This is a genomic window from Comamonas testosteroni (genome assembly GCF_030505195.1).
Lineage (GTDB): Bacteria > Pseudomonadota > Gammaproteobacteria > Burkholderiales > Burkholderiaceae_C > Comamonas > Comamonas testosteroni_G.
Genome location: NZ_CP129672.1, coordinates 1,520,541 through 1,546,301, shown reverse-complemented (window position 1 = coordinate 1,546,301; position 25,761 = coordinate 1,520,541). Strand labels below are relative to the sequence as shown.

Genomic DNA, 25,761 nt, shown 5'->3' with positions numbered 1-25,761 from the left:
ATAAGTCTTGAAATTCATGGTTTTCCCTTGATTTATGAAATTAATTGGTCATACCAATTAGGGGCGGTATGAAATTCTGAGAACATAAAAAAACCGCAGGCCTGGGGCGCTGCGGCTTTTATGGACAAGCTCATTGCCGTCCCCCTGGGGGGACGCCGCAAAGCGGCTCAGGGGGCGCGTCAATTCACCATCAGATGGAAGGGCCAGACATAGGCCTGCATGGTGACGAACAGGCCCATCAGGCAGGCCAGGGCGATGGAGTGGAAGAACACATAGCGCAGGATGTCGCCCTCGCGGTTGAACCAGCGTGTGGCGGTCGAAGCCACGACAATGGATTGCGCATCGATCATCTTGCCCATCACGCCGCCCGAGCTGTTGGCGGCACCCATGAGGTTGGGGGACAGGCCCAACTGATCGGCAGCGACTTTCTGCATGCCGCCGAACAGCACGTTGGACGCCGTGTCCGAGCCCGTGAGCGCCACGCCCAGCCAGCCCATCAGCGTGCCGAAGAAGGGGTAGAACACACCGGTGTTGGCAAAGGCCAGGCCCAGGGTGGTGTCAGTGCCCGAGTAGCGTGTCAGTGTGCCCAGGGCCAGCATCAGCACGATGGTCAGCAGCGAGTAGCGCACCAGCCAGGTGGTCTTGAAGAAGGTGCGCACTATGGTCACCGGGTTGTACTTCATGACGAAGGCGCTGACGATGGCAGACAGCAGAATGCCGGTTCCGGTGGCCGACAGCAGGTTCAGCGTGTAGACCGCGCCTTCCTTGGTCGGCTGAGGCACCACGGGCGGCATTTTCTCGATCAGATTGTGCAGGCCCGTCATGGGGAAAGCGGGGGCAAACAGGCTGTTGAGCCAGGCCTTGACCGGCGGCAGACCCCAGATGAACACAAACACCGAGAGAATGATCCAGGGTGTCCAGGCGGCGATCAGCGCGCTCCTGCTGTGCTTGGCTACGGGCTGGGGCGGCTTGACTTCGGAGGCGCTGACATCCTTGCCGCGCAGCGAGGCCGAGGTCCAGATCTTCTTGGGCTGCCAGACGCGCAGGAACAGGATCAGGCTGGTCATGGAAACAATGGCCGCGATGATGTCCACCAGCTCCGGGCCGATGAAGTTGGAGACCAGGTACTGGGGAATGGCAAACGACAGGCCGGTGACCAGAATCGCGGGCCAGATCTCCATCATGCCCTTGCGACCGGCAAAAGCCCAGATCAGCCAGAACGGCACCAGCACCGAGAAGAAGGGTAGCTGACGGCCGATCATGGCGGTCACTTCCATCAGATCGTAGCCATGGACCTTGGCCAGCGTGATGACGGGCGTGCCCAGTGCGCCAAAGGCCACGGGAGCGGTGTTGGCGATCAGCGACAGGCCGGATGCCGCCAGCGGCGAAAAGCCCAGGCCGATCAGAATGGCGGCCGTCACGGCCACGGGCGTGCCGAAGCCGGCAGCGCCTTCGAAAAAGGCACCGAAAGAAAAGGCAATCAGCAGCAACTGGATGCGGCGGTCTTCGGTGATGCCGGAAAGCGAATCCTGCAGCACCTTGAAGCTGCCGTTCTGCTCGGTCAGCTGATGCAGGAAGATGATGTTCAGCACAATCCAGCCAATGGGCAGCAGGCCGGTGAAGCCGCCGAACAAGGCGGCACGCCCCGCCATTTCGCCGGGCATGTTGTAGACAAAGACTGCAATCAGCAGCGCTGCAATCAGGCCTGCACCTGCGGCCAGGTGGGCCTTCATGTGCAAAAAGCCCAGGCCCACCAGCATCACCACGACCGGAATGGCCGCAAGCAATGTGGATAGCCACATGTTCGATAGAGGGTCGTAGACCTGTTGCCAAACCATCTCTGTTGTCTCCTGTTTGTTGTGGTGACGACGATGGTGGCTGTGCAAATAGGCTCGCATACCTAGCAATAGCCCTTGATTTTTTCTCGCTGAAGAAAATTTCAAAACCGGCATAAATCACTTCAAACCATAGTGCACCGCCGATCACGACGTTGAGGGCTACCATCGGGTTCAATTCCAATTACAAGGCTAGAAGTCGTGAGCGATCTTTCCAAAATCACCTGTATCGAAGACCTGCGTGTGGTGGCCAAGCGTCGTGTGCCGCGCATGTTCTATGACTACGCCGATTCGGGCTCTTACACCCAGGGCACGTATCGGGCCAACGAAGACGAGTTCCAGACCATCAAGCTGCGTCAGCGTGTGGCCGTGAACATGGAAGGGCGCAGCACGCGCACCACCATGATCGGCGAGGAGGTCGCGATGCCGGTGGCGATTGCGCCCACGGGCCTGACGGGCATGCAGCATGCCGATGGCGAGATTCTTGGAGCCAAGGCCGCCAAGGCTTTTGGCGTGCCGTTCACGCTGTCCACCATGAGCATCTGTTCGCTGGAGGACATCGCCGAGCACACCGATCGCCATCCGTTCTGGTTCCAGCTGTATGTGATGCGCGACAAGGCCTTCATGGAGCGCCTGATCCATCGTGCCAAGGCGGCCAACTGCTCGGCGCTGGTGGTGACGCTGGATCTGCAGATCCTTGGGCAGCGCCACAAGGACATCAAGAACGGCCTGTCCACCCCGCCCAAGCCCACGCTGGCAAACCTCATCAATCTGGCGACCAAACCGCACTGGTGCCTGGGAATGCTGGGTACCAAGCGCCGCAGCTTCGGCAATATCGTCGGCCATGTGGATGGTGTGGGCGATGTCTCCTCGCTGTCGTCCTGGACGGCAGATCAGTTCGATCCGTCACTGAACTGGAGCGATGTGGAATGGATCAAGAAGCTCTGGGGCGGCAAGATCATTCTCAAGGGCGTGATGGATGCCGAAGATGCGCGTCTGGCGGCACAAAGCGGTGCTGACGCGCTGGTGGTCAGCAATCATGGCGGCCGTCAGCTTGACGGTGCGCCTTCTTCGATTGCCGCCTTGCCGTCGATTGCAGAGGCTGCGGGCAAGGACATCGAAGTCTGGATGGATGGCGGCATTCGCAGCGGTCAGGACGTGCTCAAGGCCCGCGCACTGGGTGCGCAAGGCACGATGATAGGTCGCAGCTTCCTCTATGGTCTGGGGGCCTATGGCCAGGCCGGCGTGAGCAAGGCGCTGCAGATCATCCACAAGGAGCTCGATACCACCATGGCCTTCTGCGGGCACACTAATATCAACCATGTCGGCAAAGAGATTCTGTTGCCAGGCACCTATCCCAAGCCGTTTGCAGTGATCTGATCCGTGTTGTCGGCGGCTTGCTGCGCTGCAAGCCGCCGCGACCTCTGGCCGCAGGTCAGGAGTTGCCGGCCTTGGGCTTCCACTCCTGCACCTGCTGCTGGATCTTGGCCCGTTGCGCAGGCTTCAATTTCTTGGCAATGATTTCCTGCTGCTTGGCCGAATCCTTCTCGCCATCCCTGGCGGCCAACAGCGCCCAGAAATAAGCCTGGGGCCAGCTTTGGCTGACACCGCGGCCCAAGGCATACATGGAGCCCACGTTGAACTGGCTATTGGCATCTCCTTGCTCTGCCGCAATCATGTACCACTTGAAGGCTTCCTTGCTGTCTTGCGCCACGCCACGGCCATGGTCGTACATATAGCCGAGATTGCTCTGGCTCGATACATGGTTTTGTGCCACGGCAAGGCGGTACAGCCTGACGGCTTCTTCCGGGTTCTCAGCCACGCCCCGTCCGTCGTCATACATCACCGCGAGGTTGAACAGGCCATCGGCATCGCCTTGTTCTGCCGCCAGGCGATACCACTTGACGGCCTCTTCATCGCTTTGCGGCACGCCGCGTCCGCGGCCGTACATCAGGCCCATATTGGCCTGGCTTTCGGCGTGGCCCTGCTTTGCGGCCAGCATGAACCACTTGGCGGCTTCGTCATCATTCTTGGGTCCGCCGCGGCCCGTGAGATAGACGGCCGCGAGCTTGAACTGCGCCTGGGCATCGCCCGCCTGGGCTTTTTGCAGCAGGTCTGCCGATTGCGCGATGGCAAGAGGGCCGGACAGCAGCAGGGCGGCTGCGCAAAGGAGATGGCTGAATTGCTTTTTCATGGATTGCCTGTCGATAAGGGGGTGCTGTTTCGAATGCGCAAATTCAGCGATTTGTCGTCTTGGGTTTCCAGGCGCCGATTTTCTTGTCCAGGGCGGCGCGCTCCGCAGGCTTGAGCTTCTGGGCCGCAGCATCGCGCAGCGACACCGTGTCCTCCAGGCCCTGGGCAGCTGCCAGGGAGTACCAGAAATAGGCCTGAGACAGGCTGCGCTTGACGCCGCGGCCTTCCTCAAACATCGCGCCGAGGTTGACCTGGGCCGTCGCATTGCCTTGTTCCGCAGCCAGGCCCAGCAGTCGGGCTGCCTCCTTCTCGTCGAGCGGCACGCCGCGACCGGTGGCATACATCACGGCGAGGTTGGCCTGGCCCGAGTCGTGGCCCTTGGCGGCCGTGATGCCAAACCATTTGGCGGCCTCCTGATCGCTTTGCTCCACCCCGCGGCCGCTGACATACATCAGCCCCAGGTTGTACTGGGCATCGAGAAGGTTCTGCGCGGCTGCAAGCCGATACCACTTGACGGCTTCCTGATCGCTTTGTTCCACCCCGCGGCCGTCTTCGTACATGACGCCAAGATTGAACTGGCCGTTGGCCTCGCCCTGCGCTGCCGAGAGGCGATACCACTTGACGGCCTCCTGATCGTTCTGCGCCACACCACGGCCACGGTCATACATCAGGCCGAGATTGCTCTGGCTCAAGGCGTTGCCTTGTGCGGCTGCCAGGCCAAACCATTGCGCGGCTTTCTCGTCGCTTTGCAACACCTCACGGCCATCTGCGTACATCTGGCCCAGGTCAAGCTGTGCCTGGGCATCCCCCGCCTGTGCTTTGCGCAACAGATCCGCAGGTTGGGCCATGGCCAAGGTGCTGGCTAGCAGCAGTGCGGCAGCGGAGTAAAGGTGAACCATGTTTTTCTGCATTTTTCCTGATGTTCTTGGGATGGAGGTGCCGTTTTCGGCCTGCAGCTGCAAAGCTCGTCATCGCTTTAGGCGGCCCTGAGGCCTTTGCCTGAGAGCCGGTGCAGGAGCACGGTGAAGCGGTTCACTGTGCGTGAGCGTGCAGGGACGCTGCACAGCGAGACCTCCGAACACCGGGTCCTGGCCGATTGACGCCTGAGCATGGATCGAGAATCTCTGGAGCACCGGTCATTGCCGTCAATGGAGCAGGCAGATGTGCGGATTGCGGGGCAGAGCGAGGAGGCATTCTAGTCACCAAACAGGAACGCCTTTGACTGTTTCTAGCCCGATTGGGCACCACGATCGAGAAGTGCTTATGCGTGCTGCAGGCGCTTGCGCATGGCAAAGCCATAGCCCAGCCCCAGCAAGGCGGCGACGGCCGAGCCTGCCAGAATGCCCAGCTTGGCCGCGCCCAGCAGCTTCGCATCGGCAAAGGCCAGGCCGCCGACAAAGATGGACATGGTAAAGCCTATGCCGGCCAGCAGACCCACCAGCAGCACACCGCGCCAGTTCAGGCCCTCGGGCAGGCTGCACAGCCCGCTCTTGACGGCTAGCCAGGTGCAGATGAAGACGCCCAGGGGCTTGCCCAGCACCAGGGCCACCAGCACGGCCATGGCCGTGGTCTGCGGTGCGCTCGCGCTCAGGTCTATGTCCGAGAATTGCACGCCGGCATTGGCCAGCGCAAAGATGGGCATGATGCAAAACGCCACCCAGGGATGAAGAATCATGGGCAGGCGCAGAGCGGGCGGCAACAGGTCGCGCTGTGCGAGCTGGGCGGTGCGCAGCTCCTGCAGCAGGTGCTGCGGATCGGGCTGGCCGCTGAGCATCTGCTCGCCAGCCTTGCGCATCGCCGTCTGTGCCGTGATCAGCGGAGGCATGGGAGTGGGACGTACAAACACAGGCGTCATCAGACCCAGCACCACACCAGCCAGAGTGGGGTGAGCGCCGGTCTTGAGCAGGCCGAACCAGAGAATGGCTCCGGGCAGCACATACAGGGGCGCGGCGGCAATGCCCATGCGGTTGAACAGCAGCACCAGCAGCACGCCAGCTGCGGCAACTACAAAGCCCATGGCCTGCAGGCCGCCCGAGTAGAAGAACGCGATGATGAGCACGGCCACTATGTCGTCGATGATGGCCAGTGCCAGCAGGAAGATGCGCAGTGCACCCGGGATATTGCGGCCCAGCAAGGCCAGCACGCCCACGGCAAACGCGATGTCGGTCGCCGTCGGAATTGCCCAGCCGTTGAGCAGTGTCCTGTCGTTGCCCGCGAGGGCCACGTAGATGAGTGCGGGCACGGCCACGCCGCCGATGGCTGCGATCAGCGGCAGGCTGGCCTGGCGCAGGCTGGCCAGCGCGCCGTTGTGCAGCTCGCGCCGGATCTCCATGCCCACGACCAGAAAGAACACCGTCATCAGAACGTCGTTGACGATGAAATGCAGATCGGTGCTGAAGCTCCATGGGCCCAGCGTCAGCGCGACGGGCGCATGCCACAGTGCAAAGTAGCTTGGAGCTGCAGCGGAGTTGGCCCAGATCAGGGCTGCCGCAGCGGCCAGCATGAGCACCATGCCGGCGAAGGACTCGATATGCAGCAGGTGCGAGATTTGTGCCTGCACGCGCTCGGTCGCGGATTGCAGCGCGGGGACGCGGGGCGAATTTTGGGATGCAAAAGGCGCAGGGGCCTGCACAAGTGTTTGTGGGTCCATGAGTTGGTAGGTGTCTGAAGTCGTGCGCTGAAGGCGTTCTGCACCTGAGGCAATGCCTGCTGGTGCCGTCCGCATTCCTGGACGACTGGTGCGCTGGCGGCCCGACCTGCGCATGAACATTCACCTGCCATCGCCACCTCGTGCGGCGGGCACCCGGCTAAAATTGTAGCTAAAGACGCAGCAATGGTCTGGATATGGGGTTTATTTGCCGGGAAAAGGACGTCGCCATCAGCACGGAATCCGTTCGTGCTTCACGTCGCCTTGGCTTGAGCGGGCGGACTGCACGAATCGCGTCAGCACCGCCCGGCAGCCGGCGCTATGCTGGCGCGTTCACAAAAAAGAAAGTGTCTCATGCCGGGCATAGGAATGGAATATCTGTGGGTGGGAGTGGTGCTGTTTGCGGCGGCGGCGCAGACGGTGCGCAACACGGCCCAGCGCTCGCTGACGACGCAGGTCGGCACTCTGCCAGCCACGCTGGTGCGCTTTCTCTATGGCCTGCCGTTTGCCGCCGTCTATCTGCTGGCGCTGTATGGTCTGGGCGATCCGTCCCAGGTGCTGCCGAAGTTCAGCGTCGCGTATCTGGGCTGGATTGCGCTTGGTGCGCTCTTTCAGGTCGCAGCCACGGTCGCCTTGCTCATGGCCATGAAGGAGCGCAACTTTGCCGTGGCGGTCACGCTGTCCAAGACCGAGGTGCTGCAGGTGGCCCTGTTTGCCGCCATGTTCCTGCACGAGCTGCCGACGCGGCTGGCGCTGCTTGCCATGGTGCTTGCCACGGTGGGCGTGCTGATGCTGTCGCTGCCGCCGCGCGGGCAGCTGTTCACGCTCTCGGCCTGGACCAGTAAATCCTCGGTCTACGGGTTGATCTGCGGCGCCTGTTTTGCGCTGGCCACGGTGGGCTTTCGCGGCGGCGCGGTCGAGATCGCAACATTGGGCGTGAGCTCGCCCTGGTTGTCGGGGGCCTGGGGCGTGCTGATTGCGCAGACCATGCAGTCCGTCGTCATGAGCGCCTGGATCGCCAGAACCCATGAACAGGGCTTGCGCCCCATCTTCAAGGCCTGGCGCATCTCGCTGCTGGCCGGCAGCATGGGCGCTGCCGCCTCGCTGGCCTGGTTCACCGCCTATGCCATGCAGGGGGCGGCCGCCGTGCGTACCCTGGGCATGGTGGAGGTGGTGTTCAGCTATATCGTCTCTCGCAAGGTGTTCAGCGAGAAGCTGTCGCTGACGGAAAAGCTGGGCATGGCGCTGATGATGCTGGGCCTGGTGCTGATCTGTCTGCAGCTATGATTTCAAGAGCTGCTTGCGCTTTTCATCGTTCATTTTCAAGGTGAAAAGTCATCGAAATGAAACGTGGAAGAGCGCAATAAGCTCCTGAAACAATAGCTTTGTGCAGCGAGGATGCGCGATGCCGTGCCTGGCTTGTTGCTGCAGTTCCTTGAAGCCGCTATCAGGCGCTGGCGGTGGTCAGCGTGGCCGACCGGGGCTGCCTGCTGGCGCTGCCCATGGACTGCAGCACGACATCGCCGATCATGTCGGCGGTGACGGCCGACAAGGTCCAGCCCAGATGGCCGTGGCCGGTGTTGTAGAACACGCAGGGCTTGTTGCCAGAGCCCACGCGCGGCAGCATGTCCGGCATCATGGGACGCAGACCGGCCCAGGGCACGACGCTGCGTGTGCTGACGCCCGGGAAGCATTGCTGCACCCATTCGATGAGCGGTCGGATGCGGTCGGCGCGGATGTCCTTGTTGTAGCCGTTGAATTCGGCCGTGCCGGCCACGCGGAAGCGATCGTCACCCAGGCGGCTGGTGACCAGCTTGGTCTCGTCGTCCAGCAGGCTCACCAAGGGGGCAGCGGCTCGGCTGGCTTCATCCCTCAGATTGACCGTGATGGAATAGCCCTTGACCGGGTAGATGTTGACGCTGTCGCCGAGCTGAGCGGCCAGCGCGCGGCTGGCCGTGCCCGCGCAGACCACCATGGCGTCGAAGGTCGAGGTTTCGGTTTCCAGACCCTGGCGCACGGTCACGCTGGCCTGCTTGCCATTGCTGTCCACCGCCACGATCTCCTGACCGTAGCGGCATTGCACGCCCAGTCGCTCGCAGGCGGCGGCAAGGCCGCTGGTGAACTTGTGGATGTCGCCGGTGGAGTCGCTCTCGGTGAAGTAGCCGCCATAGAAGGTTCCGGACAGGGTCGGCTCGATGGAGCGCATCTCCTGCGGTGTTACGGCGCGGCGCTCCAGCCCGCCTTTGGCCAGCAACTGGGACACCTTGCCCGCATGTTCAAAGCCTGCTCGGTCGCGGTAGATATGCAAGATGCCTTTTTGCTTCAGATCGAAGTCAATGCCTTCGCTGGCCGCCCAGCCAAACAGGTGTTCGCGTGCCGCAATCGCCAGTCTGGCGGTCTCCACGGTGTTTTTCTCGTAATGGGGGATAGCAGCGAGAAACTGGCAGAACCAGGAAATCTTGTGCCAGCTGGGCTTGGGGTTGAGCAGTAGCGGAGCATCGCTCTTGAGCATCCATTTGAGGCCCTTGACGATGGTGGACCAGTGGGTCCAGACCTCGGCGTTGGAGGCCGAGAGCTGGCCGCCATTGGCGAACGAGGTTTCCATGGCGGCATAGCGCTGCTTCTCGAACAGGGTGACGGAAAATCCGCGGCGTGCGAGGGCGTAGGCGGTGGTCACGCCCGTGATGCCACCGCCGATGACGGCGATTGTCTTCATGATTCAGATTCCAGATGCGTCAAGGGTGGAGCCCGTGCGCAACATGCGCAGCGGACGCCCCCTCTGTTCTGGACCTGAGAGATTCACGAGGCAGGGCCTTGCGGCGCTGCTCGCTTGCTCCTTCGGTATGCCCGGCGGACGATGACGTCCGGACATTCTTCAGAGTGTGTGAAAGCGATGCCGATCCTTTGGCCTGAGAGTTTCCGGGGCGGTTGCTCCTTCGGCGCTGCATGCGCCAAGTTTGCGCTGCAGTCTCTCTCGGCATCACCGGGCTGAGAGCCTGTGGGCAAATGTAGGAAGAATGGCGGCGTCTGGATATACGGGTTTACTCGACTTCTGCGCCAGGGGGCAGCCATGGCCGATCATGCCGCTTCTGAAATATTTGATAGCAATTACCGCCTGTGCCCTGTAGAACTCAATGTTGTTTGACCATGAAAGTGAATATATTCATGCGCAATATGCTTCCAAATTCATAGCTATAAGCTCTGTCAAGAGTGCCTGAGCAGCCCCAGAGTCAGCCCCTGCATTGGCACAGCGGCTCATGGAGGTTGGTGGATTTGGGCAAAATATCGTCTTTGCCTGTCAATGGGCCCGGCGATATCACCGCTTTGCCATTGAAGCACCCGACCGGGGTGGCTGCCGATTCAGAATGCAACTGGCCTATCCGCCATGGCGTTCTGCTGTCATGGCTTCGTTCCTTTGTCCTTGTTGACCGCGACCGTCATGGTCGCCTTTTTGCGTTGCCAGTCGCAGCGCCTGCGGGATGGTTGGGTGTTTTGTCCGGATGGGCGCAAACCATTACAACAAGACATTTATGTCCCAACCCAACTCAAGCCAGCAGCTCGCGCCGACTGGCGACGGTGACGATAACCAGCCCCGCTTGCACCGGGTGCTCAAGCAGCGCCACCTGAGCATGATCGCCATTGGCGGCGCCATCGGCACGGGCCTGTTTGTGGCCTCCGGCTCGGCCATCGCCCAGATCGGCCCCGGCGGTGCCGTGCTCACCTATCTGCTCATCGGCATCATGGTCTACTACATCATGACCAGCCTGGGCGAGCTGGCTGCCTTCATGCCTGTGGCCGGTTCCTTCTCTACCTATGCCTCGCGCTATGTAGATCGCGGCTTCGGCTTTGCGCTGGGCTGGAACTTCTGGTTCAGCTGGGCCGTGGTGGTGGCGGTGGATCTGGTGGCCTCGCAGCTGGTCATGGCCTACTGGTTTCCCAATGTGCCGGGCATCCTCTGGAGCGGCCTGTTCCTGCTACTGATGGTGGGGCTGAACGCGTTTTCCGCGCGCGGCTTTGCCGAGGCCGAGTACTGGTTCGCGCTGATCAAGGTGCTGGCCGTGGTGGCCTTTCTGATCACCGGCGTGCTGATTCTGTTCGGCATCATCAGCAACGGCCATGCGCCCGGTTTCGAGAACTGGACCACGGGCGATGCGCCTTTCGTCGGCAGTTTTGCGACTTTTGTGGGCGTGGCCATGATCGTGGCCTATTCCTTCCAGGGAACGGAGCTGGTGGGCGTTGCGGCGGGCGAATCCGAGAATCCGCGCGAGAACGTGCCGCGTGCGATTCGCCAGGTGTTCTGGCGCATTCTGCTGTTCTATGTGCTGGCCATCATCGTCATCGGCTTTCTGATTCCCTACACCGATCCGCAGCTGCTGCGCACCGATGTGGCCGATATCGCCGTGAGCCCGTTCACGCTGGTGTTCCAGCACGCGGGCCTGCTGTCGGCGGCCACGGTGATGAATGCGGTGATCCTGACCTCGGTGCTGTCGGCCGGCAACTCGGGCATGTATGCGGCCACGCGCATGCTCTACAACATGGCCACCGAGGGCAATGCGCCGCGCATCTTCTCCCGGCTGACCCAGAACGGCGTGCCGCTGGTGGCCTTGATCGGCAGCACGCTGGTGGCCAGCCTGTGCCTGTTCTCCTCGCTCTACAGCCCGCAGGCCGTCTATATCTGGCTGCTGAATCTGGCCGGCATGACGGAGTTCATTGTCTGGCTGGGCATTGCCGTCAGCCACTACCGCTTCCGTCGCGGCTATGTCATGCATGGTCATGATGTGGGCCTGCTGCCCTACAAGGCCGGCGCCTTCCCCTTCGGACCCATCTTTGCCTTTGTGCTGTGTCTGGTGGTGACGCTGGGCCAGAACTACCAGGCCTTCCTGGAAGATCGCATCGATTGGGGCAGCGTGGTCTCGACCTATCTGGGCATTCCGCTGTTCCTGCTGTTCTGGCTGGGTTACTGGCTGGTCAAGCGCAAGACCTGGATCAGCTATGCCGATATGCGTTTTGACGAGCTCGAAGACATCAAGCAGGGCAAGGTGTCGTCCTGAGGCGGTTTGAGCCTTCCCCTTCTCCAGGCGGGAAGGGGTAGCGGCAGGGGCGGGAGCTGCTTGCTGTTTCCCGGTGCCCGTGTGCCTTTTGACACACGGCTGCCGTCTCTTGCCAGCGCAGGCAAAATCGGCACTGTGAGCGATCTTCCCACCAGCCCCGAGCCCAGGCCCAGGCGCATAGCGCATCTGGACATGGATGCGTTCTACGCCTCCGTGGAGCTGTTGCGCTACCCGCAGCTCAAGGGGCTGCCGGTGGTGATCGGCGGCGGGCGGCGCAGCTTTGACGAGCAGCTGCTGGCGCGGCATGCGGGGCGGGCGCTGTCCGAGATCCCGGTGGCGGACTTTCCGCTGCTGCGCGATTACACGGGGCGCGGCGTGATCACCACGGCCACCTATGCGGCCCGGCAGTTCGGCGTGGGCTCGGCCATGGGCATGATGAAGGCCGCCAGGCTGTGCCCGCAGGCGATTCTTCTGCCCGTGGACTTTGCCGAGTACCGGCGCTTTTCGCGGGCCTTCAAAGAGATCATCGTGTCGGTTGCGCCGCTCATGGAGAACCGTGGCGTGGACGAGGTCTACATCGACTTCACCGACGTGCCCGGCGGCCAGCGCGAAGGCGGACGCGTGCTGGCCCGGCTGATCCAGAAATCCATCTTCGACGCCACGGGCCTGACCTGCTCGGTCGGTGTGGCTCCCAACAAGCTGCTGGCCAAGATGGCCAGCGAGTTCAACAAGCCCAACGGCATCTCCATCGTCCAGCCCGAAGATCTGCAAAGCCGGATCTGGCCGCTGGCCTGCCGCAAGGTCAACGGCATAGGGCCCAAGGCCGATGCCAAGCTCAAGAGCCTGGGCATAGAAACCATTGGCGACCTGGCCGCGCAAAGCCTGCCACAGCTGCTGCACTGGTTTGGCAAAAGCTATGGCCACTGGCTGCACGAGTCGGCCTGGGGGCGGGACGAGCGCGCCGTGGTGACCGAGAGCGAGCCGGTGTCAATGAGCCGCGAGACCACCTTCGAGCGCGATCTGCATGCCGTGCGCGACAAGGCCGAGCTGGGGGCCATCTTCACGGACCTGTGCGAGCGGCTGGCCGAGGATCTGCGGCGCAAGGGCTATGTGGGACGTACTGTGGGCATCAAGCTGCGCTATGACGATTTCAGGATCGCCACGCGGGACCAGACCCTGAACCTGCCGATACAGGATGCGGCCGCCATACGCCGGGCCGCAGGCCAATGCCTCAAGCGCGTGCCACTGGGCAAGCGCATCAGGCTGCTGGGGGTCAAGGTCTCGGGCCTGATCGCCGAGCCGCTCTGGCAGGCCAGCGCCCACGATCCGGTGGCAAGAGAGCTACTGCTGAGACCTTATGGTTTGACCTCCATCAAGCATTTGGATCCCTATACCGCATCTCTGTTCTGAGCCTGGGGGCTCGGGAATCATCACTGTGCGATGATTCAAGTGTGAATTTGTGTATCTGGATAACCAGCTGACTACGGGATGCCTGATCGCTCACTCTCGAACAAAAACTACATAGGCCTATTGGAGGAGTGCAAAGCATGCGCCTGAACCTGCCGGTATCTCAACAAAACTACGACTTTCCGGGTGACGAACTGCTGGTCTCCAGCACCAACACCAAGGGCGAGATCTCTCACTGCAACCCGGCCTTCGTGCGCGTCAGCGGCTATGCCTACGACGAACTGATCGGCCAGCCGCACAATCTGATTCGCCATCCCGACATGCCGTCTGCTGCCTTCAAGGACATGTGGCGCACCATTGCTCATGGCTATCCCTGGACGGCACTGGTCAAGAACCGCCGCAAGAACGGCGACCACTACTGGGTGCGCGCCAATGTCACGCCCATCATGGAAGGCGGAAAGCCCAGCGGCTATCTGTCGGTGCGTACCAAGCCTTCGGCCAGGGAGGTGGCCGAAGCCGAAGCGCTGTACGCGCGCATGCGTGACGAGGAAAAGCAGGCACAGGCCAGCTTCCGCCTGCGCGCAGGCGCGGTGCGCCGTCTGGGCCTGATGGGCTGGTGGGATGGTCGCAAGGATGTGGGCCTGGTGGCGCGCATGGCCTGGTTGCTGGCCATCGTGGCCTTGATCGCCATGCTGCCCGATATGCTGGGCTGGCAGGGTGCAGCCGCCTGGGGCTGGCGTGCTGCCAGCCTGGTGGCTGGCGGCGCATTCGTGCTGTGGCGCTTTCAACGGCGCTGCGTGGCGGGACTGGAGGAAGCCAGCCGCTTTGCTGCCGATGTGGCCGCCTGCAACCTGAGCACCGAATGCAGCCAGAGCTACAGCGGCGCCATGGGAGCGCTGATGCTGAGGCTGCAGCAGATCCAGATCAATCTGCGCGCCGTGGTGGGGGATGTGCGCACTGAGGTGCAGGGCTTTGCCCAGACCGCCCATGAAATCGCCCAGAGCAGTTTCGATCTGGCAGGGCGTACCGAGTCGCAGGTCACCAGCCTGCAGCAGACGGCGGCCTCGATGGAGGAAATTTCGGGCACCGTGTCGCAGACGGCCGATACGGCCCAGTTCATGGCCGGAGCCAGCGACGAGAGCAGCAAGGTGGCCAGCCGCAGCGGCGCTGCCATCAGCGAGGTGGGCCAGGCCATGGAACATATTCGGGGCTCCTCCACGCGCATGAGCGAAATCATTGGCGTGATCGAGAGCATTGCCTTCCAGACCAATCTGCTGGCACTGAACGCGGCCGTGGAGGCGGCGCGTGCCGGCGAGCAGGGGCGCGGCTTTGCCGTGGTGGCGGGCGAGGTGCGTGCACTGGCCCAGCGCAGTGCCGAGGCGGCCAAGGAGATCAGCGTGCTCATCAACCGCACGGTCGACGGCATCAACGACGGCAATGCGCGCATGCGTGCCGCAGGCCAGACCATAGATGGCATGGTGCAGGCCGTGGACAAGGTCGGCTCCCTGGTGCACCAGATCAGCATTGCCACGCGTGAGCAATCGATAGGCATCTCCCAGGTCAACGAGGCCGTGGCCCAGCTCGACTCCGTGACTCAGCAGAATGCGGCTCTGGTGGAGCAGTCGACCAGCGCCGCGCAATCGCTGCGCCAGAGTGCCAAGACGCTGGAGCGTTCGGTGGACGTGTTCCATCTATAGGCTTTTGTGGCCTTGCTCTGAAAAGGCAGCCGTGGAGCTGCCTTTTTCACATCGGCTTTGGGTAGGATTGCGGCATGAGTGTTGTGCTGATCCTGATCGCCATTGCGGCGCTGGCCCTGTGTTTGCTGATCTGGCTGATATCGCGTTTGCGCGCTGACGCCAGACCGGCACCGTCTGCAGCTGTGGGGCAGGAGGCCGAGCCGTCCGTGGCCCAGGCCAGAACGGCGTCGCAGGCTGCTGCGCAGACACCCTCCGATCAAGAGCTTGTGGCGCAGGCGGACATGGTGTCGGAGTCCAATCGGGATGTGAATTTTCGCCCCCAGGGCGAGCGCGGCATGGGCGGCCCCATCTATGGCGACGTGCTGTGTGCGGACGGAGTCTATCTGCCCCATGTCTGGGAGATGGACATGCACACCTCCTATGACGGGCGCTGGCTGCGCACGGGCTTTTACGACAGCGAGGCCGCCCATCTGGTCGATCGCAAATCACGTCGCAGCTGGCGCATAGACAAGCCGGAAGGCGAGCTGCTGGATGCCATCCACTGGCGCATGCCGCGCTGGAGTGGCGAGAGCATCAACGAAAGCGGCATTGCCGACGATGCACATGTGATCATGTCCGATGCCAACTTCGAGGGCTGGCTGGGCGAGCATATGGCTGCGCAGCCGCAGCCCCTGCAGCAGGTGGTGGATCTCTGGGTGCCGGCAGACTGCCTGCCGGTCGAGGTCGCCCGGCCCATGCCAACCCTGCCGCAACCGGCTCAGCCCAGCTCGGTGCCGCCGGTGCTGCTGCAGCGCCACTGGCCGGCTTCGCTGCGCAAGCTGCGCTACCCCATGGCTCCGCTGCAGAATCCGCACTGGCAGCTGATGCTGGGTGAGTCCCCCCAGCCCTGGGTGCTGGACGAGAATCACAGCATGGTCTGGCGTGCCGATGCCCAGGCCTTTGCGCTCTATGCCTACCCGACCCAGGGCGATGCCAGCCAGGCCAGCCTGCGGCTGGCCGTCTGGACCATGGAGGGGGGCTGGCAGCAATGGCCGGAGTTGATGCCCGAGGACCGCAAGCCCTGGGCGCTGGGCCTGGCACGCCTGACCCGGCCGGGTGATGAGCAGGAGTCCGGTGCTTTGCCGCTGAGCTGGCTCAATGAACTGCTGCTGCAGAAAGTGCAGCTCGATATACCCGAGACCGAACGCCTGCACGATGGCACCAGCATCAGCTGCGCCATGAGCGAGGTGGATGTCTGCGCTGCCCATCAGCGCGATGGTCTGCCCATCACCAAACCCTCGCTGCCCGTGGGCTTCGACTGGCTGCGTGACCCGGCGCAGCCCGCGCTGTGGCGCGCGCAGAGCGAGCCACTCAAGGGCCAGCGCCTGATCTGGACCCTGTCCAAGCCCGCCCGGGAGGAGCTGGGCGAAACAGCGGCCTACAACCTGCAATGGGGCGAGCGCCATCTGCCCGGCAGCTGGGCGCTGGAGCATGTGATCGTGCAGGGGCGCTGGGCGGTTCTCATGCCCCATGGCCGTGCCCCGATTCGCGGCGGCAGCGGCAGCCTGCAGGTCTGGGACGGGGAGCGACTGCAAAGCGTGGACCTGCCCTGGCCCGTGGTGCGGCTGGCTGCTGTGCCGTCGGTCAAGGGCGGCATGGCCGCCCGCATGCGCGTGCTGGCGTTGACGGCCAGTCTGGCGGACAAGGACTGGGACCCCTCCACTGCATCCTGGCGCTGGCCTCTGCAGTCCGTGTCGGCCAGCCATCTGGCCAGACCAGACTGGCGCCCGCTTTACTCCGAGCGCGAACTGGCGCCCGATGCGCAAGGGCGCTGGCAGCTGCTGCCGCGCTGGCGCGAGGTGAGGCAGATCCAGCACCCCTGCTCCGACGGCGACTATGTCTGGCGCGACGAGGTGCGCGGCGACACCGTCTGGTGGTGGGGCGGCGTGAACGAGCGTGTCAACCACTATTGGCAGCATGATGAACCTCGCAAGGATGGCGTGATCATGACGCGCAGCGGTCTGGCGTTCTGCGGTGTCGGGCCCTGCGCCTGTCCCCATCCTTCAGGCGAAGGCTGGGCCTTGCTGGAGCCGGTGGAGACACGCCATGGCGAACAGGGGCAGTGGCAGCTGCACTGGCTCAACCCTGTGGAAAAGGAAGTGCGCACGCTGACGCTCAAGGCGCGCATGCCGGTGCTGCATGGCTGGGATGCCCAGGGTCTGCATTGGCAGGATTTGCCCTTGCCGGATGCTGAGCACTCAGGCGAGGCGAACGCGGCTCACAAGTCCCGGGCAGAGCCTGCGGCGCCGCGTCAGCTGGTGGTGGTGCAGACCTGGCAGCGTGCTGCGGTCGAACCCCTGCGCCAGGGCATGAACGGGCTTTGGCTGCGCATTCAGGATCTGCGTTATGCCGAGGCTTTGCTGGGGCAGGATGACTGCCCTTGGAAGAGTTGATCTCCCTGAGCCGCTTTGCGGCCTCTCCTTGAGGGGGACGGCAGCCTTGCTGCGGGGCGGCCCTTGCTGGCTGCCCTTGATTGGGCCGTGCCTCTGTTACTGGCGGGCGGTGCGCACATTGGCGGGCAGGGCGCCCGGGTGGCTGGTGCGCAAGGGGTTGATGTCCAGGCCGCCACGGCGCGTGTAGCGCGCGTAGACGGCCAGCTTGATGGGTTTGCAGCGGCTCCAGATGTCCATGAAGATGCGCTCCACGCATTGCTCATGGAATTCGTTGTGGTTGCGAAAGCTCACCAGGTACTGCAGCAGACCTTCCTGCTCGATCTGTGCACCGCTGTATTGAATCTGCACGCTGCCCCAGTCGGGCTGGCCGGTGACCAGGCAGTTGCTCTTGAGCAGGTTGCTGACCAGGGTTTCGCTGACGGGCGCTTCGTCATGGTTGGCACGCAGCAGCTCGGGAGCCGGCGTGTACCGGGTGCACTCCACATCCAGGCGGTCCAGCAGCAGACCGTCGAGCTCGTGCACTTGCTGGGCATCGAACTGCGGCGCTTCCAGCAGCCGCACGCCCACGCTGCCCTGGGTTTGGCTGCCGCGCCAGGTGGCTTCGGACAGATCGCTGCGCAGGCGCGCCAGCACCTCGCTGGCGTCGGCAAAGCGGGTGTTGTTGAAGCTGTTCAGGTACAGCTTGAAGGACTTGCTCTCGATCAGGTTGGGCGTTTCGCAGGGGATGGTGAAATGCGCCAGCGCCACCTGGGGCTTGCCGCGCAGATTGAGCCAGGAAACTTCGAATGCCGTCCACAGATCGGCGCCAAAGAACGGTGGGTTGATGGCGGCACCGATTTCCTCGCGCTTGGCAAGGCGCGGCAGGGGAAAGAGCAGGGACGCGTCGTACTGGTCCACATAGGCCGAGCTTTTGCCCAGCTGCGATTGTTCAGGGGTATGCATGATTCAAAAACAAAATGGCCAGCAGTAAAAAGGATAGCTGCTGGCGCTTTATGAGTAAGGGCTAGCGCCTGTTTTACTTGAACTCTCGTTCACGCAGCCACTTGGTGGCAATCCATTTTTCGCCCTCCAGCACGGGGGCGCCGCCGTGCAGGGTCTTGGTGGCCGGGTCGGGCCGGTTGTAGCTGAAGAATACGGCATTGCCACGGCGCGGAACGACCTGCAGCCCTACATCGGGAAAGGTGGTTGCGCCGCCGCGCGCGGGCTCGTTGAGATACATGACCAGGGTTCCCACGCGCTGGCCGCCACGTTTGAGTATGGTCGGCGTGCCGGGCTCGCTGGGGGCGAAGTAATCGTAATGCGGCTTGTACTCGGCGCCTGGTCGGTAGTGCAGCACCTGCATGCCTTCGCCGTTTTCCAGCGGCCAGTTCAGCAGTCTGGCAATGCGCTGCTCGACACGGCTGATGAGCTCGTTTTCTCCGCGCTGGAAGAACATGCCATTGCTGGTGCGGTCGTCGTTGACGGCCTCGCCACCGCTTTGGTTGTCCACGGTCAGCGAGCGCTGCATGCGCGGGCGGGCAGCTGCGATGATGGCATCGCATTCCTCGTTGGAGAGCAGGTTGCCGAACACCACCACGCGCGGGTGGCGCACGCTCATCAGCACATGGACATCGCGATCGCCGGCATGGACGCAGCAGGGATCTGTCAGCAGATCGGGCTCGGGAACGCCTGACTCATGGACCTGCACCGCCACGTCGGCTTCGGGTCTGGCTGCTGCGAAAGGCAAGGGCAGTACACCCTCTTCGGGCAGGGCCAGCGCGCGGCGTGCCAGATGCTCGGCCCAGCCCGCCTTGCGCATGGATTGCAGCAGCGATGGCAGTGGCACGCCAGAGGCGCTTTGTGTGCGCACCCATTGCATCAGCTCGGGTGTCAGGCCGGGAGGTGTGACGAACTCGTCTTGGGTGGAAGTGCTCATGTCGACAATGCTAGTGCGCACTGATGCTGATTTCAATGTGCAGCGTCAGTCTTGCTGCTTGCGGCGGAACACCAGCTTGCCGGGCGTGCTGGCCTGCTCGGCCAGTGCATAGCCTTCCAGGTCGAACTTGCGCAGGTCGGCCACCTTCTTGGCCTTGTGCTGCACGGCCCAGCGCACCATCAGCCCGCGCGCGCGCTTGGCATGGAAGCTGATGATCTTGTATTTGCCGCCCTTGAAGTCCTCGAAAACGCATTCCACCACGGGAGCCTTGAGTGCCTTGAGATCCACGGCCTTGAAGTATTCCTGAGATGCCAGGTTGACGACTATTCGCTCGGTCTGGGCGTCAACGCGCTCGGCTTGCGCGCTGCTGCGCTCGTTCAGGTAGTCGGCAATCTGGGTTCCCCAGAACTGGTAGAGGTTGCTGCCCTTGGCGTTTTCCAGCCGGGTGCCCATCTCCAGGCGATAGGGCTGCAGCAGGTCCAGCGGGCGCAGCGCGCCGTAGAGGCCGCTCAGGATCACGACATGCTCCTGGGCCCAGTCCAGCTCCTGGGGCTTGAGGCTGGCAGCATTCAGGCCCTCATAGACATCGCCATTGAAGGCCAGCACGGCCTGGCGCGAGTTCTTGGCGGTGAACCTGGCGCTGAACGCTTCGTAGCGGCCCACATTGAGCACGGCCAGCTTGTCGCTGATTTTCATGAGCTCGGAAATCTGCTGGGGCGACTTCTCGCGCAGCACTTCGATCAGTTCCAGGGGCTGCTTTTTGAATACCGGCAGCGTGTGTGGCAGCTCGGCGGAAATAGGGCTTTCATAGTCCAGCGATTTGGCCGGAGAGATCAGAAACAACATGGCTTGACGTTCACTCAATCAAAGAAAGGGCGCATGAAAAAGGGCCAAGGCCCATCCACGGAAGTGGACAGTGCCTTGGCCCAGTGATGCCGCAAGGCAGTCGGCTTAGGCGTTGACGCCTGTAGCCTGTTCTTCCTTCTCGAACGGCAGCTGCATCAGGCTCAGATCCTTGCGGGTCTCGACCAGAATCAGCGGGCCTTCGTCGAGCACCACCACGGGTGGGCGCTCGCGCGGAATGCGCACGGGCTTGGGCTCGGCGGCAATCGCAGCCTGGACGGCGGCGATCTTTTCGGCATCGGAGTTGATCCATTCCAGACCCGATGCGGCTGCCAGGGCTTGCAGCTCGGCAATCGGCAGCGCGTAGCTCTGTGCCTTGGGCGCTGCGACTGCGGGGGCAGGAGCTGCGGCTTCAGCCACAGGCTCCACGACTGCTGGCTGAGGCTCTGCGGCAATCGCAGGCTCCGCCTGCACGGGCTGGGCGGGTTCGGCCTCAGGAGCGACAGCTGTCACTACGGCTTCTTCTGCAACCACGGGTGCCTGTACTTCTGCCGCAACAGGCGCTTGTTCTGCCTGAGCCTGAGGTGCAACAGCATCAAAGTAGCTGCGGCGTGCCGGTTGCTCGCCAGCGTCTGCGGCAGGCACTTCGACTGGGGTCTGGGCTTCGGCTGTCTGCTCGGCTGCCTGGCCTTCCGCCTGGGCGTCGCGCGGTGCACGGTCGCGGCGGTCACGGCCATAGCGGTCGCGCGAACGGCGCTGACGGGGCTCGCGAGCCTCGCCGCCTTGTGTGCCATCCTGCACCTGAGCGTCAGAACCCTCGACTGGGGCGATGTTCAGCGCCGCTTCGTCGGCCACGGCCTGCATGGCGGGCTGGGCATCGGCGTTGCGATTCTGGCGCTCGCGGCGGCCTTCACCGCGTTCGCCGCGCTCATTGCGTTCCGCACGTTCACCGCGCTCCTGGCGGTTGCGCTCGGGCTTGGGAGCTGCGTTGAACTCTTCGCCATTCAGCGCGGCTTCTGCCACCTGGGGCTGGCGGTCGTCGCGGCGCTCGTTGCGTTCGCCACCGCGGCGACTGCCGCGCTCGGGGCGGTCCTGGCGCTGCTGCTGCTCGGGACGCTCGTTGCGTTGCTGCTCATCACGGCCCTGGGCATTGCGGCGGTTGTTGCGGTCTGTGCGTTCGCTGCCATTGCGCTCTGCGCTGTTGCGGTCGCTGCGCTCGTTGCGGTCACCCCCACGGCGGTTGCGGTCACCGCCACGGCCTTCGCCTCGGCGGCTGTCGCGGCTGCCTTCACGGGCGGCAGGAGCGGCAGCCTCGGCCGCGGGAGCGGGTGCTGCCACGGGAGCCGGTGCGCCAAAGCCGAACAGATTCTTGAGCCAGGCAAAGAAGCCTTGCTCGCGCACCACGGGGCGGGCCGCTACGGGAGCGGGTGTCGCGGCGGCTGCGGCAGTGCGCGGCTGGCGGGGCTCGGCAATCGGTGCGGGAGCATCAGGCAGCACCCCCTTGATGACGGGAGTCTGCTTGTTGGTGGGCTCCTGCGAGCGGCGGGTGACGGTGGTCACCTCTTCGGGCTCGTCGGCCAGCTTGTAGCTGGCTTCCATGGACTCCAGGCGCGCGTCGTCGTGCTTGAGGCGCTCGAGCTTGTAGTGCGGTGTGTCCATGGACTTGTTGGGCACCATGATCACGTTGACGCGCTGCTTGAGCTCGATCTTGGTGATTTCACTGCGCTTCTCGTTGAGCAGGAAGGAGGCCACTTCCACGGGCACCTGGCAGTGCACGGCGGCCGTGTTGTCCTTCATGGACTCTTCCTGGATGATGCGCAGAATCTGCAGCGCCGAGCTTTCCGTGTCGCGGATGTGGCCGGAGCCGCCGCAGCGCGGGCAGTTGATGTGTGCGCCTTCGGACAAGGCGGGCTTGAGTCGCTGGCGGCTCATTTCCATCAGTCCGAACTTGCTGATGGTGCCGAATTGCACGCGGGCGCGGTCCTGGCGCAGGGCATCGCGCAGGCGGTTTTCCACTTCGCGGCGGTTCTTGGCCTCTTCCATGTCGATGAAGTCGATCACGATCAGGCCGCCCAGGTCGCGCAGGCGCATCTGGCGCGCCACTTCGTCGGCTGCCTCGAGGTTGGTGCGGGTCGCGGTTTCCTCGATATCGCCACCCTTGATGGCGCGGGCCGAGTTCACGTCCACGGAGACCAGGGCTTCGGTATGGTCGATCACGATGGCGCCGCCCGAGGGCAGGGTCACGGTGCGCGAATAGGCGGACTCGATCTGGTGCTCGATCTGGAAGCGTGAGAACAGGGGGGCGTCGTCGCGGTAGCGCTTGACACGGGCAGCATGCTCGGGCATCACATGTGCCATGAACTGCTGGGCCTGTTCGTAGATGTCATCGGTGTCGATCAGGATGTCGCCGATGTCATTGTTGAAATAGTCGCGGATGGCGCGGATCACCAGGCTGGATTCCTGATAGATCAGGAAGGCGCCCTTGGAGGACTTGGCGGCACCGTCGATGGCGCTCCACAGCTTGAGCAGGTAGTTCAGGTCCCACTGCAGCTCGGGAGCCGAGCGGCCGATGCCGGCAGTGCGCGCAATGATGGACATGCCCTTGGGGTACTCGAGCTGGTCCATGGCCTCCTTGAGCTCGGCGCGGTCCTCGCCCTCGATGCGGCGCGAAACGCCACCGCCACGGGGGTTGTTGGGCATCAGCACCACATAGCGGCCGGCCAGAGAGATGAAGGTGGTCAGGGCTGCGCCCTTGTTGCCGCGCTCTTCCTTTTCGACCTGGACGATCAGCTCCTGACCCTCGCGAATCACGTCGTTGATGCGGGCCTGGCTGGGCGAAACGCCTTCGGCAAAGTATTGCTTGGAGATTTCCTTGAAGGGCAAAAAGCCGTGGCGGTCTTCGCCATAGTCAACAAAGCAGGCTTCGAGAGAAGGCTCGACGCGGGTCACGACGGCCTTGTAGATATTGCCCTTGCGTTGTTCGCGACCTTCGATCTCGATCTCGTAGTCCAGCAGCTTCTGGCCGTCAACAATGGCCAGACGGCGTTCTTCAGACTGCGTCGCGTTAATCAGCATCCGTTTCATGATGCGCTTCCTTTATTCGTTTTATGGGGCACGCTGGTCACAGACCAACGTGCCTTTGACTGGTAATCAAAGACAGGCTCAACAGGAGCCGTGATGCCAGACGAACGCGTTGAAACGGATGAGGAATCTGGGGCGGTACAGGACGGCGCTACTGGCCTGATCTCAAGTCAGTAGCGGAGGTACAGGCCGGGGGACGAGCGGGAGAGGACGCGCATGCAGACGGGGTACAAAAGAAGCCGATGCGCGTGCTAGGGAGGTGGGTGGTTTCTTCAAGACATGGCTCGTCTCGGGGGCCGGCCGTGCCTTGCCCCAGAGGTTGATCAGCAATGTCCAAAAGATCCACATGCTCGTTGAGAGAACCGGCAGTTGCAGGCTGCTTTTGCCTGGTCAACTGCACGGTATGAGATTCCGTATCAGTGTTTCAATTCGTCAGCCTTTGCCAGGCTTTCACAGGCTGCTGCAGCTCTTCTTGACTGCAATTTGCGTGTGCAAAACTGGCGGGCATCGACCTGCCTGTGCGGTGGGAAATGATTGTTTGGACTAAACTCCATGCGAATCAATCACTTACAACTAAGCTCGGCACAGGTGAAACACATTATAGAGGGCAAACCGGCGCAGGGCCGGTCACAGAATACGGCTGCGGCCTCGGTACGGCTGATCGAGGTCGATGAAGACTCTGCCGGACAGCGACTTGACAACTTTCTCATGCGCCACCTCAAGGGGGTGCCCAAGACCCATGTCTACCGCATCATCCGCAGCGGTGAAGTGCGTATCAACAAGGGGCGCGTGAGTGCCGAGACCCGGGTTCAGCCCGGCGATGTGGTGCGTCTTCCCCCGGTCCGGATTTCCGAGAAAGTGACTGAAAAAGCGGAACGTCCGGCGCCGGCTAAGGACTTTCCCTCCCTGTTGGATGACGAACACATGATTGCGTTGTCCAAGCCTGCCGGTGTGGCCGTGCATGGAGGCTCGGGCGTGAGCTTTGGCGTCATCGAGCAACTGCGCCAGGCGCGTCCCGATGCCAAGTTTCTCGAGCTGGTGCACCGGCTGGATCGCGAAACCTCGGGCATTTTGCTGGTGGCCAAAAAGCGCTCCGCACTCATCAATCTGCAGGACCAGTTTCGCGAGCGCGAGACCGGCAAGACCTATCTGGCGCTGGTGCAGGGAGCCTGGCCGGCCAACAAGAAGGTCATCGATCTGCCGCTGCACAAGTATCTGCAGGCCGACGGCGAGCGCCGCGTGCGCGTGACCACGGCCGATGATCCGGATGGAATGCGCTCCATCACGCTGGTCAAGGTCAGGAAGCTGATCGAGCCGCGCCCTCTGCAGGGACTGCCAGCCATGAGTCTGCTGGAGGTGACCATCAAGACGGGACGTACCCACCAGATTCGCGTGCATCTGTCCTCGCAGGGGCATCCCATCGTGGGCGATGACAAATATGGCGATTTTGATCTCAACCGTCGTGTGCAAAAGCAGGGGCTCAAACGCATGTTTCTGCACGCCTGGCGGCTACAGTTCAATCATCCCGCCAGCGGCGAGCGTGTCGAGCTGCGCGCCGAGTTGCCGCCGGAACTGGCGGATTTTGTGAACTGACTAGGCTTCATGACTACTGAAAACCATAGCGCCCGGCGACCACGCCGCTTCGATCTGATTGCATTTGACTGGGATGGGACCGTGGCGGACTCCACGGCCATCATCAGTCGCAGCATCCAGGAGGCGGTGCGTGATGTGGGCGGCACCGTACCCAGCGACGAGCAGGCTGCCTATGTGATCGGCATGGCGCTGATGCCAGCCCTGGCCCGCGCGGCACCCGATGTGCCGCCCGAAAAATATCCTGAGCTGGCCAATCGCTATCGCTTTCACTTCTTCAAGCATCAGGACGATATCTGCGTGTTTGACGGCATCCTGCCGCTGCTTGCCGAGCTGCGCGAGCGCGGCCACTGGCTGACCGTGGCCACGGGCAAGAGCCGCATGGGGCTCAACCATGCGCTGCAGGACCCGCAGCTCAAGGGATTGTTCGACGGTTCGCGCACGGCCGATGAGACCGCCGGCAAGCCCAGTCCGCTGATGTTGCACGAGTTGATGGCCGAATTCGGTGTGGAGCCCGAGCGAACACTGATGATTGGCGATACCACGCACGATTTGCAGATGGCGCAGAACGCCGGCTGTGCCTGTGTGGGGGTTTCCTATGGTGCCCATGCTCCCGACGGCTTCTCTCAGTTCAATCCGCTGTTCGTGGCCGACTCCGCAGCGCAGCTGCGGGCCTGGTTGCTGGCCAGCGCGTGAAGGCCGCCATGACGCAGACCGTGGAGTTGTGCGCCAGTGCCGCTTTGGTCGAGGGCGGTCGGGCTGTGGGCTTTGACGTGCGGTATGCCGGCCAGGGCAGCCGAGCTTTTGCGATTCGCTACCAGGGACAGGTCTATGCCTATCTGAATCGCTGCAGCCATATTCCCATGGAAATGGACTACCAGGAGGGTCAGTTTTTTGACGATTCCGGTCGCTGGCTGTTGTGTTCTACCCACGGAGCTGCCTATGAACCTGACAGCGGTGCCTGCGCCGGCGGTCCTTGCCGCGGCGGGCTGGTAAAAATCGCCTTGAGCGAAAGCGATGGCGTGGTGCACTGGCATACTGGGCCACAACTGAAACCTCCAGAGTTTTGA

General features: G+C 62.9%; 18 protein-coding genes and 1 riboswitch. Of the genes, 9 read left to right on the top strand and 9 right to left on the bottom strand.

What is annotated here, in order from left to right:
* Positions 1 to 179: 179 nt before the first annotated feature.
* Positions 180 to 1,838: an L-lactate permease gene (locus QYQ99_RS07115; protein WP_302092025.1), complete on the bottom strand. Its 1,659-nt coding sequence runs from the start codon at positions 1,836 to 1,838 to the stop codon at positions 180 to 182.
* Positions 1,839 to 2,036: 198 nt separating this feature from the next.
* Here QYQ99_RS07115 and QYQ99_RS07110 point away from each other — a divergent pair, with 198 nt between their 5' ends.
* Positions 2,037 to 3,215, top strand: a complete 1,179-nt coding sequence (locus QYQ99_RS07110) for an alpha-hydroxy acid oxidase (RefSeq protein WP_302092024.1) — start codon at positions 2,037 to 2,039, stop codon at positions 3,213 to 3,215.
* 55 nt (positions 3,216 to 3,270) lie between these two features.
* On the opposite strand, the gene QYQ99_RS07105 is transcribed toward QYQ99_RS07110, so the two are convergent.
* From QYQ99_RS07105 to nhaA, 3 genes are all read right to left on the bottom strand, one after another.
* Positions 3,271 to 4,029 (bottom strand): tetratricopeptide repeat protein, encoded by a 759-nt coding sequence (locus QYQ99_RS07105; RefSeq protein WP_302092023.1) that lies wholly within the window; start codon positions 4,027 to 4,029, stop codon positions 3,271 to 3,273.
* A gap of 43 nt (positions 4,030 to 4,072) precedes the next feature.
* Positions 4,073 to 4,927, bottom strand: coding sequence for a tetratricopeptide repeat protein (locus QYQ99_RS07100; protein WP_302092022.1), 855 nt, complete (start codon positions 4,925 to 4,927; stop codon positions 4,073 to 4,075).
* Between the two features lie 362 nt (positions 4,928 to 5,289).
* On the bottom strand, positions 5,290 to 6,678 hold the full coding sequence (gene nhaA, locus QYQ99_RS07095; RefSeq protein WP_302092021.1) for a Na+/H+ antiporter NhaA: 1,389 nt from the start codon (positions 6,676 to 6,678) through the stop codon (positions 5,290 to 5,292).
* A 351-nt stretch (positions 6,679 to 7,029) separates the two neighbouring features.
* Between nhaA and QYQ99_RS07090 the strand changes: the two genes are divergently transcribed.
* On the top strand, positions 7,030 to 7,962 hold the full coding sequence (locus QYQ99_RS07090) for a DMT family transporter (RefSeq protein WP_302092020.1): 933 nt from the start codon (positions 7,030 to 7,032) through the stop codon (positions 7,960 to 7,962).
* Positions 7,963 to 8,122: 160 nt separating this feature from the next.
* Here QYQ99_RS07090 and QYQ99_RS07085 read toward each other — a convergent pair whose 3' ends face one another.
* A complete protein-coding gene (locus tag QYQ99_RS07085) occupies positions 8,123 to 9,391 on the bottom strand; it encodes a D-amino acid dehydrogenase (protein ID WP_302092019.1) in 1,269 nt (422 codons plus the stop codon).
* A gap of 171 nt (positions 9,392 to 9,562) precedes the next feature.
* Positions 9,563 to 9,662: riboswitch (glycine riboswitch) on the bottom strand.
* 543 nt (positions 9,663 to 10,205) lie between these two features.
* Here QYQ99_RS07085 and QYQ99_RS07080 point away from each other — a divergent pair.
* The 4 genes from QYQ99_RS07080 to QYQ99_RS07065 all read left to right on the top strand — a co-directional run bounded on the left by QYQ99_RS07080 (position 10,206) and on the right by QYQ99_RS07065 (position 17,262).
* Positions 10,206 to 11,726, top strand: a complete 1,521-nt coding sequence (locus tag QYQ99_RS07080; RefSeq protein ID WP_302092018.1) for an amino acid permease — start codon at positions 10,206 to 10,208, stop codon at positions 11,724 to 11,726.
* A 192-nt stretch (positions 11,727 to 11,918) separates the two neighbouring features.
* Positions 11,919 to 13,136 carry a DNA polymerase IV gene (gene dinB, locus QYQ99_RS07075; protein WP_302093132.1) on the top strand — a complete coding sequence of 406 codons (1,218 nt, stop codon included), beginning with the start codon at positions 11,919 to 11,921 and terminating at the stop codon, positions 13,134 to 13,136.
* 137 nt (positions 13,137 to 13,273) lie between these two features.
* Entirely contained in the window at positions 13,274 to 14,830 is a 1,557-nt protein-coding gene (locus QYQ99_RS07070) for a methyl-accepting chemotaxis protein (protein WP_302092017.1), read from the top strand.
* A gap of 74 nt (positions 14,831 to 14,904) precedes the next feature.
* Positions 14,905 to 17,262, top strand: coding sequence for a hypothetical protein (locus QYQ99_RS07065; RefSeq protein ID WP_302092016.1), 2,358 nt, complete (start codon positions 14,905 to 14,907; stop codon positions 17,260 to 17,262).
* Positions 17,263 to 17,358: 96 nt separating this feature from the next.
* On the opposite strand, the gene queF is transcribed toward QYQ99_RS07065, so the two are convergent.
* The 4 genes from queF to QYQ99_RS07045 form a co-directional block, all read right to left on the bottom strand.
* On the bottom strand, positions 17,359 to 18,204 hold the full coding sequence (gene queF / locus QYQ99_RS07060; RefSeq protein ID WP_302092015.1) for an NADPH-dependent 7-cyano-7-deazaguanine reductase QueF: 846 nt from the start codon (positions 18,202 to 18,204) through the stop codon (positions 17,359 to 17,361).
* A gap of 73 nt (positions 18,205 to 18,277) precedes the next feature.
* Entirely contained in the window at positions 18,278 to 19,177 is a 900-nt protein-coding gene (locus QYQ99_RS07055; RefSeq protein ID WP_302092014.1) for a 2OG-Fe(II) oxygenase, read from the bottom strand.
* 45 nt (positions 19,178 to 19,222) lie between these two features.
* Complete coding sequence (gene yaaA, locus QYQ99_RS07050) at positions 19,223 to 20,023, bottom strand: peroxide stress protein YaaA (protein WP_302092013.1); 801 nt, start codon at positions 20,021 to 20,023, stop codon at positions 19,223 to 19,225.
* Between the two features lie 105 nt (positions 20,024 to 20,128).
* On the bottom strand, positions 20,129 to 23,104 hold the full coding sequence (locus QYQ99_RS07045; protein WP_302092012.1) for an Rne/Rng family ribonuclease: 2,976 nt from the start codon (positions 23,102 to 23,104) through the stop codon (positions 20,129 to 20,131).
* Positions 23,105 to 23,689: 585 nt separating this feature from the next.
* Between QYQ99_RS07045 and QYQ99_RS07040 the strand changes: the two genes are divergently transcribed.
* From QYQ99_RS07040 to QYQ99_RS07030, 3 genes are read left to right on the top strand one after another with little or no spacing between them, the layout of a single operon-like run.
* Positions 23,690 to 24,694 carry an RluA family pseudouridine synthase gene (locus QYQ99_RS07040; RefSeq protein WP_326999432.1) on the top strand — a complete coding sequence of 335 codons (1,005 nt, stop codon included), beginning with the start codon at positions 23,690 to 23,692 and terminating at the stop codon, positions 24,692 to 24,694.
* Positions 24,695 to 24,703: 9 nt separating this feature from the next.
* Positions 24,704 to 25,387 carry an HAD family hydrolase gene (locus tag QYQ99_RS07035; protein WP_302092010.1) on the top strand — a complete coding sequence of 228 codons (684 nt, stop codon included), beginning with the start codon at positions 24,704 to 24,706 and terminating at the stop codon, positions 25,385 to 25,387.
* 8 nt (positions 25,388 to 25,395) lie between these two features.
* A complete protein-coding gene (locus QYQ99_RS07030; RefSeq protein ID WP_302092009.1) occupies positions 25,396 to 25,761 on the top strand; it encodes a Rieske (2Fe-2S) protein in 366 nt (121 codons plus the stop codon).